We start from the raw sequence: 11,801 nt of genomic DNA, 5'->3' as shown, positions 1-11,801 counted from the left end.
CTCACTGTCCCGCGCGGCCCGCCGCACCCGCCGCTTGCCTGGCGGGAGTGACGAGATACGGCCGCACGCTCTTGACGAGCATCGCCATCTCGTATCCGAGGACGGCGGCGTCCGCCTCCCGCCCGGCGAGGACGGCCAGACACGTGCCCGAACCCGCGGTGGAGACGAACAGCAGCGTGGAGTCCAGCTCGACGACCACCTGCCGCACCTCGCCACCGTCGCCGAACCGCGCGCCGGCGCTGCGGCCGAGCGAGTACAGCCCGGACGCCAGCGCGGCCATGTGGTCGGCGGCGTCGGTGTCGAGGCCGTGGACCGACTTGACGAGGCCGTCGGAGGAGAGCAGTACCGCGTTCCGGGTGTACGGGACCCGCTGGACCAGACCGCTCAGCAGCCAGTCGAGATCCGAGGAATGGCCGTTCGGCACATTGCTCGCCATGGTGAATCTACTCCTTGTGCGCGTCACCGGGACGCAGCGGTTCTTGGTGGGGGGCGGGCTGGGATTCGGCGAGTCCGATACCGCGCTGGAAGGCGGCCATCAGACCCGGGTCGTGCAGGGTGTGCTCCTCGGGCTTGCGGACCGCGGGCTCGTCCCGCAGCTGCGGGACCAGGTGCTCCTGGGCGCGCCGCTTGGGGAGCAGGGGGCGGCCCGTCGACTGCGCGTGCTCGGCGGTCTCCGCCTGCTGGAACGGCATGGCGGACGCGGCGGGGGTGTACGTCGGGGGCAGGTACGGCGGTTCGGCGGCCGCGGGTTCCGGAGCGTGCGCCAGGGTGCGTACGGGCATGTGCGGGAGTGACTGTCCGGGCGTACGCACCGGAGGCTGTGCCGTGTGCACGGGAGGCGGTGCGGGGCTGTGCGCGGGAGGCTGTGCGGGGCTGTGCGCGGGTGCTTGTACGGGTGCGGTCGCCGGCGACGCCGGTACGTGGCCGGGCACGGGGGCAGGTGCGGGTGCCGCGTGGGCCGGCCGGGCCGGCACCTGGGGTGCCCGCTGGGGGACCTGCCGCACCGTGGGCGCCTGGGCGGGCGACGGGGCGGCCGCCACGGCGGCCGTCTGGCCCTCGCTGCGCGCGAGACCCTCGGGGTCGGCGCCGAGGAGGCCCTGCGGCAGTACGAGAACGGCCTGGACGCCACCGTAGATGTTGGACTGGAGGCGTACCGCGATGCCGTGGCGCCGGGCGAGCGCGGAGACGACGAAGAGCCCGATACGGCCGTCCTGGAGCAGGTGGGCCACGTTCACCTGATCGGGGTCGGCGAGGAGCGCGTTCATCTTGTTCTGCTCGGTGACCGGCATGCCCAGGCCGCGGTCCTCGACCTCGATGGCGAGGCCGGCGGTGACGTACTGGGCGCGCAGCAGCACCGTGGTGTGCGGTGCGGAGAACAGCGTGGCGTTCTCGACGAGTTCGGCCAGGAGGTGGATGACGTCGGCCACGGCATGGCCCCGCAGCGTGCCGTCGATCGGCGGCACCAGCTTCACGCGCGGGTACTGCTCGACCTCGGCGATCGAGGAGCGCAGCACCTCGGTCATGGTGACCGGGTTCGACCACTGGCGGCGGGAGATTGCGCCGCCGAGCACCGCGAGGTTCTCCGCGTGGCGGCGGATACGGGTGGCCAGGTGGTCGACGTGGAACAGGCCCTTGAGCAGCTCCGGGTCCTCGACCTCGTTCTCCAGCTCGTCCAGGAGCTGGATCTCGCGGTGCACGAGGGACTGCAGGCGCCGGGCGAGGTTGACGAAGACCTCGACCTTCTGTTCGTTGCCGGCGCTGGTGGAGAGCCGGGAGGCCTGCACCACGGCGGCCACGGCGGCCTCGTGGGAGCGGGAGAGCTCCTGGGCGAGCAGGTCGAACTCGTCGCCGGTCGCGGGGGCGGGCGGAGTGGCCGGGCGAGCGGGGGCGCCCTCGCCGCGACGTAACTGCTCGACGACCGTACGCAGCTCGCTCTGGCCGCGGGCGCTGGCCCGGCGCAGGGCGTTGCAGCGGTCGAGTACGGACTTGGCCGCCCGGTCGGCGCCGAGCGCGGCGGCGGTCACGGAGGCGACGGTGAGGGCCGCCGCGCCGGTCAGCGCGGCCCAGAGACCGGGGGTCGGGCCGGCTCCGGTGGAGCGGATGGTGAAGATGACGGCGGCCGCGCCGCCGAGTGCGACCGCGACGGCGGGAAGTACGGAGGTGCGCAGGAGTTGGGAGCGTATGCGGGCTTCCGTCGGGAGCGGCGCGGATTGCCGCGCGGGGTTGGGAGCCCCGGCGCCGGAAGCGGAACGAGCGCCTGACCGGCCGTGCCGTCCGCCTTCGCGGCGTTCGGACCGCGCGGCGGGTGCGCGAAGTTGCGACATGAGTGTCCTTGGTACGTGCCCAGAAGTCGGCGTACTACGGGGGTGCACTACGTGGGTCGAATGAGCCTACCGATGATCACCAACCACCCACTCTAGATGTCAACCGTTCATGTGCGGTGCGCAGTTGGCAAAGTTACCCGTAGAGGGGGCCCACTCTGCTATCGCTCTTCGCACGACAGGCCGAGAACATGGCCGGAACTCGACGAAGGGGCGCGGGGGCGGGGGAACGGAGCAGGCAGGGGGCGGGCGGAGGCGTGTTCGCGCCGCCACCCTCGGTGAATTCCGGCCGTGACCGGAATCTGCCCGCGCGGTCCGCCGAGCGGGCCGGAGCGCGCCCGCGCGCGGACCACGCCGGGCGACCCTCGCTCCGCGGCACGGGGCGATCCGCCACTTTCCGCATTCGCGTTCGCATCGCCGCCGTGCGTGCGAACGGCGTTCGCCTCTGTCGCCGCCCCTCCGGCGGGCGGCGATGCCGAGGCGCCCGCCGGACGGGCGCAGGAGGCGGGCTTGGTGAGACGTTCGACGCCGTCCGAGGGGAGGTGCGCGCACGGAGCGAGGGTGAGCCGGTGGCGGGCGTCGGCGGGATGGCGGCGGAAGGTGGGGCTCGTCAGCGTCTGAGAGGCGCGGGACCCCGCGGCAGCGTGGAAGCGGCAGGACGCGTACGCGTCGGCGGCTGGGCGGCGTCTTGTCTTGCGGGCCAGCGCGGAAGGGACGGAACGCCGGCAGCGTCTCCTCAGCAGCGCCACGCCGTGCGCGCCCGCGTGGAAGCGGCGAGGCGTCGAGCGACGCGTAGCCGCGCGCGACGGCGACCGAGCAGCGCGGAGCCGTGCGTTGCCAGCCTGGAGGCGGCGGGACGGCCCACCCAGCAGCGCCACAACCGCACGGTGTCAGCAGGTCAGCGCGGAAGTCGCAGAACCGCGCCCGCATCAGCGACTGGGCGGCGGGGGTGCCGCCGCGCGTCAGCGCGATGGCGGCGGGACGGCGCTTGGGCCAGCCGCTGAGCGGCGCCACTCGGCAGCGTCGAGTGGCGCCGCGCCGCTCAGCGGGGATCCCGCTCCGTGCCGCAGGCGCCGGCGGTGCGGTGCCCGCGCTCGGCTCGCGTCTGCGGCCCCGCGGCGGCGCACGTCAGCGCCCATGCGGCGGGGCCGCGTCGGCGGCGGTGCGGCGCGGTGCTCCGGGGGCAGCTGCACCGCGGCGCGGCGCGCTCCGGGGCCGCGCGTCAGCGGTCGCCGGCGAGGTCGAGGTCGGTTCCTCGCTTTTCGACCGGGGCCGGTTCGATTCGGTCCGGGCGGCGCCAGGGGTGGGCCAGGGGCTCGGAGATCGCGCGCCACCAGGGGTCCACGGGGACGGTTCCGGCCGGTTCGAAGGGCTGGCCCGGGCGCGGGGACGCGACCGTCTGCCCCAGCTCCTCGCCGGCGTCGCCCGTCCACTCCCCCGGCTCCGCCCACGCGTGCGGGGCCAGGTTGAAGGTGCCCCAGTGGATCGGCAGGAGCACGCCGTGCGGGCGGCCACCCTGGAGGTCGAGGTGGGCCTGGACGCCCTCGGCCGGGGTCATGTGGATGTCCGGCCAGTACTCGCTGTACGCGCCGATCTGGATCATGGTCGCGTCGAACGGACCGTGCGCGGCGCCGATCTCCGAGAAGCCGGGGAAGTACCCGGTGTCGCCGCTGTGGTAGATCCGGTGCTCGGGGCCCGTGACGACCCAGGACGCCCAGAGGGTGTGCTGCGTGTTGCGCAGGCCGCGGCCGCAGAAGTGACGGGCGGGCGTCGCGGTCAGCAGCAGGTCGCCGACCTCGGTGGACTCGTTCCAGTCCAGCTCACGCAGGCGCGAGGCCGGCACACCCCAGCGCTCCAGGTGGGCGCCGACGCCGAGCGGTACCGCGAAGACGGTGTCCGTGGAGGCCAGCGCCTTGATCGTGGGCAGGTCGAGGTGGTCGTAGTGGTCGTGGGAGATCACGACGACGTCGACCGGGCCGAGCGTGGCGAGCGGCACGGGCACGGGATGCAGGCGCTTGGGTCCGACGAAGGCGAAGGGCGAGCAGCGGTCGCCCCAGACGGGGTCGAAGAGGACCCGGCGGCCGTCGATCTCCGCGAGGACGCTGGAGTGCCCCATCCAGGTGATGCGGAGGCCCGAGACCGGGGGCTTGGCGAGGTCGGCCAGCGTGGTCGCGTGGACGGGGATCGTGCCGGAGGGGGCACGGCGCGTCCGCGCCTCCTTGTCGAAGTAGACCTTGGCGAATTCGACCGTCGACCCGGTGGGCCTGGTCCGCGCGGCCACGGGGTTCTGGAAGACACCGTCCGCGAAGTTCGGCGAGCGGCGGATGCGCGCGAGGCGATCCCCTGCCGGGTCGGCGCCGAAGGCCTCGGGGCGCAGGGCGCGCAGCCTGGCCCGCAGCGAATGGTCGGAGCCGGTCACGAGTCCTCCTGGTGGTCGGGGTCGTTCCATTATGGGCGGCCCGCGCGGTTCCCGGCCCGGCCGAGTACGTCATACTGAACCGCCATTCAGTAGTGCACCCCCTCTCACCTCGGAGAACGCCCATGAGCGCCGCCCCGCTGTTGTCCGTCACCTGGTCGGACCACGTCACCGGACGACGGGGGTATCTGGTCGTCGACCGGCTCGTGCGCGGTGTGGCCAGCGGGGGCCTGCGGATGCGTGAGGGCTGCACCCTGGACGAGGTGGCCGGTCTGGCGCGGGGCATGAGCATGAAGGAGGCCCTGCACTACGACCCGAGCGGCCGGTACGTTCCGCTGGGCGGCGCCAAGGGCGGCATCGACTGCGATCCGCGCTCGCCCGAGGCGTACGGCGTCCTGGTCCGGTACCTGCGGGCGATGCGCCCCCACATCGAACGCTGCTGGACCACCGGCGAGGACCTCGGCCTGACCCAGGACCTCGTCGACCGGGCCGCGGCCGAGGCCGGGCTGCTCTCCTCGATCCAGGCCGTCTATCCGCTCCTGGACGACGAGACGCAGGCCCGGCGGAGGCTCGCGGACGCGTTCGAGGCCGAGGTCGAGGGCATCGGCCTGGACGAGCTGGCGGGCGGCTGCGGGGTCGCCGAATCGGTCCTCGTGGCGCTCGACCGGGCCGGACGGCCGCACGCGGGCACCCGGGTCTCCGTGCAGGGTCTCGGGACCATGGGCGGGGCCACCGCACGCTTCCTGTCCCGAGCCGGGCTCACCGTCGTGGCGGTGGCCGACGTGAAGGGGACGATCGCCAACCCCGACGGCCTGGACGTCGAGGCGCTGCTCGCGGCACGAGACCCGTACGGCACCGTGGACCGGAGCGCGCTGCGGCCGGGCGACGCCGAGCGGCCCGGGGACACCGAGCTGCCCCGCGACGCCTGGCTCGCGGTCGACGCCGAGGTCTTGGTCCCTGCCGCCGTCTCGTACGCGATCGACAGCGAGGCGGTGGAGCGGATCCGGGCTCGCTGGATCGTGGAGGCGGCGAACATGCCGGTACTCCCGGAGGCGGAGGAGCTGCTCGCCGCGCGGGGAGTCACCGTCCTGCCCGATGTGGTCGTCAATTCCGCCACCAACGCCTGGTGGTGGTGGACCCTCTTCGGCGACATCGACGCCGACCCGGACGGAGCGTTCACACACATCCGTGCGGCCATGCGCGCCCTGGTCGGCCGGATGCTCGACCGCGCGGAGGCGGACGGCACCACCCCGCGCGCGGCGGCGCACGCGCTGGTCGAGGAGCGGCTGCCGGAGATCGCGGAACGGTACGGCTGGTACTGACCCGCCGACCCGTCCCCCGGCCGGCCGCGGCCCCTTCGTCGGGCCGCTTCGCCCACCGAGAAGATGATCATGATGGGGGGCCTGGCCTGTGTAGGCTGACCGGCGTGGCGAGAGTGCGGTTGAGCGTGGCGGAGCGGCGGGACGAGCTGCTCCGCGCTGCCGTCGAGCAGATCGAGGCGCGGGGGGTGGCCGCCGTCCGGATCGCCGATGTCGCCTCGGCCCTGGGGGTCAGCAACGCGCTCGTGCTCTACCACTTCTCCACGAAGGAAAAGCTGGTCGCGGAGGCGTTCGCGTACGCCGCGGAGGCCGACCTCGCCCATCTGCGCCGGCTCCTGGAGCGGCGCACCAGCGCCCTGCGCCGGCTCCGGGCCGCCGTGCGGTGGTACGCCCCGACGGGGCAGGCCAAGGGGTGGCGGCTCTGGATCGAGGGCTGGGCGGCGTGCCTGCGCGAACCGGCGCTGCGTGAGGTCGCCGGGGCGCTCGACCAGCAGTGGAAGGCGGCCCTGACCCGGGTGATCGGCGAGGGCGCGGCGGCCGGCGAGTTCCCCTGCCCTGACCCCGCCGCCGCGGCCTGGCGGCTGACCGCCTTCCTGGACGGGCTCGCCGTACAGATGACGTCGTACGCCGGATCGCTCTCCCGCGCCGCGATGCTGGAATGGGCGGACGCCGCACTGGCCAGGGAACTCGGCCTGCCCTCGCTCGACGCCGTGCTCGACGGCACGGAGGACCGCGCGCCCGCGTAGAGAGACCTGCCCGTCGCTCGGCTCGATGGGCCGGGCGACCGCTCGCCGGCGCAGCGCGGCGACGGCCGTCGCCGGCCCGTCGTCGCTCGGCGGGTTCGCCCCCGGGCGCGCCCGTCCTACGACTCGTCGTCCCCGGCCGCCCCGGTCCACGCTCAGAGCAGCTCGTACACGGCTGTGACCGTCACCTGTTCCTCGATCTCGCCGGGGGCCAGCGGAACCCCCGAGGCGTCGGCCGACGCCTCCGGGACGGCCCCGGCCCCCGGGCGGCCGCTGTCCGTCTCGGTGATCGACACGAGGCGGCCGAGGCGGTGACCGCTCAGCCTGGCGTGCTGGGCGGCCTTCTCGTGCGCGTCCTTGTGGGCGAGCTCGCGGGCCCTGGACCGCAGCGCGCCCGGATCCGCGACGCCGAAGGTCACTCCGTCCACCCGGCCCGCGTCCCCGGTCGCCTTGGTGACGGCCCCGACGACCACGCCCGTCCTGTCGACGTCCCGGACCGTCGCGGAGACACTCTGCGAGGCCTGGTAACCCGACACCTTGCTCTCTCCGTCGGTGGCCTGGGTGTAGACCGGGAAGAGGGAGAGGCTCTCGGTGCGGATGTCCCGGTCCGCGACGGACTGCTTCCGCAGCGCGGCGAACAGCGCCTCCGCCGCACGGCTCTGGGCCGCCATCGCCTCCTGGCCGGTCTTGGCCCGCGCCTCCACCGCGACCGAGATCACCGCGATGTCGGGCGCGGCGCCGGCACGCCCGGTACCGGTCACGGTGAGGGTCGCCGGAGCCGGGGCCCGGACAGCCGCCGCGGCGGGTCCGGTCACGGGCGCCGCGGCGAGCGCGGGCGCGACACCGGCGAGCGCGAGCGCGCCGAGCACGACACCGGCGACCGTCGTACGGCGGAGGACACGGGTGCGGGTACGGGTACGAGTACGAGTGCGGAAGCGGTGGTGTTGACCGGTCGTCACGGGCGGTCCCTTCGGCGGTGGTTGCCGGACAGCCCCGGCGCCGCCCATCCCAGCACCCTCCGCCTCCCCCGCCCGGGCGCCACTCCTGTCCGGTCACCCGCTCAGGTCTGTCAGGTCCGTCAGGTCTGCACCACCGGTTCGTACACCGCCGCGTCGAGCCCGAAGGTCCACGCGACCCCCTCGCGCGCGGTCGTCGTCCCGGGCGGCACACGCAGCCAGTAGGTACGGAACGTTCCGTCCGGCTCCGGGGTCGCGTTGACCACCTCGACCATCACCACGTCCTCGTCGTCCGTGAGCTCGATCCGCCAGAGCACTCCCGTCTCGTCCCGGCCCACAGGGCGGGCGCCCGACTCGGCGAGGTAGCGCTCGTAGCCGTAGTACTCGAGCATCACGCGCCGCAGTTCGGCGTTCTCCTCGGCCCGTATCCGCTCGGGAGTGAGCCCGCCCAGTCCGGCGAGGAACTCCGCGGGCACCGACATCCCCCGCCAGGCGTACAGCGCGAAGCCGTCGCGGAAGGCGAGCGCCGGACCGTCGCCCCGGTCCAGGCGGCCGGCCTCGTCCCGGTGCAGCTCGACCGGGCGTTCGCACACCACGGCGACCTTCTCGTACGGCCACCACCAGCCCGCGTGCGCGGCGACCGCGGCGAGCCCGGCGAGCCGTTCGCCACGGCCTTCGAAGGCGGCGAGCCAGGCCGCGTCCTGCTGGCCGAGGACCGCGTCGAGCAGCACCAGCCGCACGGCGGCCGCGTCCCAGGGCGCCCCGGAACTCCCGAGCGTCCCGGGTGTCACATGCGTCCCGGCGTCCCCGGCGTGCTTGGCCTCCCCCGGCATCTCGGCTGCGTCGAGGAGGTCCTCCACGACCGCGGACCGTAGGCGATCGGCGAGCGTCCGCGTGGTGTCCCAGAGTCGGGCGCCGGTGCTCGTCCACAGCGCGGTCCAGCCACGGGGGCCGAGCTCGTCATGAACCCTGCGGCGCTCCTCAGCCCAGGGCCGCGTTCGGACCTCGTCGCGCACCGAGCGCCCCACGTCGGCCAGTTCGCGTACGAGCGCGACGGCCGCCCGGGGCGAGTCCGCCCAGACGATCCGCTCCGGTTCCGCGAGGCCGGCCGAGCGGTACGCGAGCCGTACCCCGTCCTCCGCCGCCGCGCGGTCGGCCGCCCCGGTGGCCGCCGCGACGGCCCTCCACCTGTCCACCACCGTCGATGTCCCGTTCATCTCTCCCCCTTGTCCGTGCGCGACGACTCCTCGGTCCGCGCCGCTCTGTCCGTCCCGCGCGGCGCTTCCGTCCGCGACGCCGCTGTGTCAGTCCGCGACGATCCGGTACGCGCCCGGTGTGTACTCCCGCTGCCGCACCACCCGGTACCAGCCCTTGGGCAGCGGGATCGGGGCGTGCTCCTCGTGCACCACCCGTCCGCCCGAGGGCAGTTCGAGCACCAGGGGACCGAACGGTCCCGGCTCGGCCACCAGTCGGCCGGGGCCCGGGACCGCGTGGGCGTGCCCGGTGACCTCACCGAGGGCCAGGACCAGCCGGCCCCTGGCGTCTCTCGGCTCTCCCGCCGCGCTCTTCACATGCTCGGGCACCGCGCTCTCCGCGACGGGCACGATCAGCACGTCTCCCTGCCGGTACATGGCTCTCCCCTCCGTGGTGGACACGCCTCGTGTCGACCACGCATTCGACGCTAGAGGAAGCCACTGACAACGGCCTTCCGCAGCCCCCGGCGCGCGGAGTTGTCGGTGCGGCTTGGTACAACTGCTCGCGTCAGCCGATCAACGCCGTCCGGTGTCTGGAGCACTCATGACCATTTCGGGATACATTCAGGAGTTTCACGGCCTGCCCGTGTTCCACTTCCCGGATCGTGACACCGCCGTCGAGCTGCCGGACGCGGCCTCCGTGGCCTGGCGCGTGTCCGGACCGACGTACTGCGACTCGGACGACGAGCAGTGGGAGCGGGTCTTCGCCCGTTTCCTCGCCGCCGTCGACACGACCCGGGTCCGCGCGCTGATCGTCGGCGGCTGGGACGAGGCGTACGACACGTCGTCCGCGGCGATCGTCGCCCGGCTCGTGGAGGTGGCCGACGACCGGCTCACCGGTCTGGAGGCGCTGTTCCTGGGGGACATGAGCTTCGAGGACTGCGAGATCTCGTGGATCCAGCAGTCCGACGTCTCGCCTCTGCTCGCCGCCTACCCCCGCCTGCGCGAGTTCGGTGTGCGCGGGGGCACGGAGCTCGGGTTCCCGGCGATCCGGCACACCGCGCTGACCACGCTCGTGGTGGAGTCGGGCGGTCTGGGCGCCGAGGTCGTGCGCGGCATCGCGGGAAGTGAGCTCCCCGCGCTGGAGAAGCTGGAGCTCTGGCTCGGCACGGACGAGTACGGCGGCGACTCCTCGGTCTCGGACCTGGAGCCGCTGCTCGCCGGCACCGGGTTCCCCGCTCTGCGCCATCTCGGGCTGCGCAACAGCGTGATCCAGGACGAGATCGCCGCCGCGGTGGCCGGCGCCCCCGTCGTCGCGCGGCTCGACAGCCTCGACCTGTCGATGGGCACGCTCACCGACGAGGGCGCCCAGGCGCTGCTCGTGGGCCAGCCGCTGACGCACCTCTCCCATCTCGACCTCTCGCGCCACTACCTGTCCGAGAAGATGAGCGAGCGGGTCGTCGACGCCCTCACCCCGTACGGGGTGACGGTCGACGTGGACGACGCGCAGGAGGCGGAGGACGACGGCGACGGCGAGATCTACCGGTACGTCGCGGTCGCCGAATGACGTACTCCCCGCCCCTCGGGCACCCGCACCCTGGGCAACCGGCCCTCGCGCACCCGCGCCTCGTCGTCGTCGGCAATCCGGCCAACCGCCGGGTCGCGTTCTTCCGCGACGCGGTGCGGGCGGCCGGTCTGCCCGAAGTGCGGGTCGAGCCCTGGCTCGACGTGCTGCGGGGCGGGGCGCGGTTCCATCCGGGTGAAACGGTGCGGCTGGAGTCGCCCGGCGAGGACGCGGACGTCGACCGGCTGCTGCGCGGCACGGACGACCCGACCCGGGTCGAGGGCACGGGCCGCTGGTACGAGGCGTTCACGGCGGCGACGGCAGGGCTGGCCCGGAGCGTGGGCGACGCCGGGGCGGTCCTCGTCGACGATCCCGCCGAGCCGGCGGTGCTGTTCGACAAGCGGCTCGCCCATGCCCGGCTGGTCGAGGCCGGGGTCCCGGTGCCCGATTCGCCGACCTCCGGGGCGGCCGCTCCTCCCGTACGGGACTGGGCGGACGTCCGCTCCCTGATGGCGGCGTCCGGGCTGCGCCGGGTGTTCGTGAAACTCGCCCATGGCTCGTCCGCCTCGGGGGTCCTGGCCGTGGAGACGAACACGGCCGGGCGCGTACAGGCCACGACCTCCGTGGAACGCTCCCCCGACGGACGCCTCTTCAACTCCCTCCGGGTGCGCCGCTACACGACGGAGCGCGAGGTCGCCGCGATCGTCGACGCGCTCGCACCCGACGGGCTGCACATCGAGCGCTGGCTGCCGAAGGCGGTGCAGGGTGGGCGCGCGGCCGATCTGCGGGTGGTGGTGATCGACGGGCGCGCGACCCACGCCGTCGTACGGACCAGCCGCTCGCCCATGACCAACCTCCATCTCGGCGGTACCCGGGGCGATCTGGGTGCCGTGCGGGCGGCGGTCTCGGCCGCGGGCGGCACGTGGTCGGACGCGCTCGGGGTGTGCGAGCGGGCCGCCGACGCCTTCCCCGGGATGCGGTGCGTCGGGGTCGATCTGCTGCCGGCCGTCGGCTGGCGGCGCTTCGCCGTCGGCGAGGTCAACGCCTTCGGTGATCTCCTCCCCGGACTGACCGGTCTGCCGGGCAGCGGCGCGGAGGGCCTGGATACGTACGCCGCCCAGGTCGCCGCGCTCCTCCGCGGAAGGCCCGCCCGCACCCCCGCCCCGGCCACCGACGGGCCCCGCACCCCCGCCGCCACAAGAACCACCGAAACCACCCGCACCACCCGCACCACCCGCACCACCCGCACCACAGGATCGAGCGCCACGTGAACCAGCAGCACCCACCCG

The 11,801-nt window shown here is 74.2% G+C and carries 10 protein-coding genes; 4 read left to right on the top strand and 6 right to left on the bottom strand.

All coding sequences use genetic code 11. The annotated features are described in order from the left end of the window. Position 1: 1 nt before the first annotated feature. From ACZ3OF_RS02000 to ACZ3OF_RS01990, 3 genes are all read right to left on the bottom strand, one after another. Positions 2–436, bottom strand: coding sequence for a roadblock/LC7 domain-containing protein (locus ACZ3OF_RS02000; protein WP_260226892.1), 435 nt, complete (start codon positions 434–436; stop codon positions 2–4). A 7-nt stretch (positions 437–443) separates the two neighbouring features. After that, positions 444–2,324, bottom strand: a complete 1,881-nt coding sequence (locus tag ACZ3OF_RS01995) for a sensor histidine kinase (RefSeq protein WP_467302138.1) — start codon at positions 2,322–2,324, stop codon at positions 444–446. Between the two features lie 1,219 nt (positions 2,325–3,543). Continuing rightward, the gene (locus tag ACZ3OF_RS01990) at positions 3,544–4,770 is read right to left on the bottom strand and encodes an MBL fold metallo-hydrolase (RefSeq protein WP_467302137.1); all 1,227 of its coding nucleotides are present in this window, start codon (positions 4,768–4,770) and stop codon (positions 3,544–3,546) included. A 92-nt stretch (positions 4,771–4,862) separates the two neighbouring features. Here ACZ3OF_RS01990 and ACZ3OF_RS01985 point away from each other — a divergent pair, with 92 nt between their 5' ends. Both ACZ3OF_RS01985 and ACZ3OF_RS01980 read left to right on the top strand, forming a co-directional pair. Beyond that, positions 4,863–6,059 (top strand): glutamate dehydrogenase, encoded by a 1,197-nt coding sequence (locus ACZ3OF_RS01985; RefSeq protein ID WP_467302135.1) that lies wholly within the window; start codon positions 4,863–4,865, stop codon positions 6,057–6,059. A 104-nt stretch (positions 6,060–6,163) separates the two neighbouring features. Beyond that, the gene (locus tag ACZ3OF_RS01980; RefSeq protein WP_467302133.1) at positions 6,164–6,802 is read left to right on the top strand and encodes a TetR/AcrR family transcriptional regulator; all 639 of its coding nucleotides are present in this window, start codon (positions 6,164–6,166) and stop codon (positions 6,800–6,802) included. A 152-nt stretch (positions 6,803–6,954) separates the two neighbouring features. Here ACZ3OF_RS01980 and ACZ3OF_RS01975 read toward each other — a convergent pair whose 3' ends face one another. The 3 genes from ACZ3OF_RS01975 to ACZ3OF_RS01965 all read right to left on the bottom strand — a co-directional run bounded on the left by ACZ3OF_RS01975 (position 6,955) and on the right by ACZ3OF_RS01965 (position 9,386). Beyond that, entirely contained in the window at positions 6,955–7,758 is an 804-nt protein-coding gene (locus tag ACZ3OF_RS01975) for an SIMPL domain-containing protein (protein ID WP_361666786.1), read from the bottom strand. A 119-nt stretch (positions 7,759–7,877) separates the two neighbouring features. Further along, complete coding sequence (locus ACZ3OF_RS01970; protein ID WP_467302131.1) at positions 7,878–8,972, bottom strand: DUF6745 domain-containing protein; 1,095 nt, start codon at positions 8,970–8,972, stop codon at positions 7,878–7,880. An 87-nt stretch (positions 8,973–9,059) separates the two neighbouring features. Then, on the bottom strand, positions 9,060–9,386 hold the full coding sequence (locus ACZ3OF_RS01965) for a hypothetical protein (RefSeq protein WP_361666789.1): 327 nt from the start codon (positions 9,384–9,386) through the stop codon (positions 9,060–9,062). Between the two features lie 166 nt (positions 9,387–9,552). On the opposite strand from ACZ3OF_RS01965, the gene ACZ3OF_RS01960 reads away from it, so the two are divergent. Together ACZ3OF_RS01960 and ACZ3OF_RS01955 are read left to right on the top strand one after the other, a co-directional pair. Continuing rightward, positions 9,553–10,515, top strand: coding sequence for an STM4015 family protein (locus ACZ3OF_RS01960; RefSeq protein WP_361666790.1), 963 nt, complete (start codon positions 9,553–9,555; stop codon positions 10,513–10,515). Beyond that, positions 10,512–11,783, top strand: coding sequence for an STM4014 family protein (locus ACZ3OF_RS01955; protein ID WP_467302129.1), 1,272 nt, complete (start codon positions 10,512–10,514; stop codon positions 11,781–11,783). Before ACZ3OF_RS01960 ends, ACZ3OF_RS01955 begins: the two co-directional genes overlap by 4 nt. Positions 11,784–11,801: the final 18 nt, after the last annotated feature.

The organism is Streptomyces sp. NPDC022552, from assembly GCF_055561875.1.
This window is presented reverse-complemented; position numbering and strand designations above follow the sequence as displayed.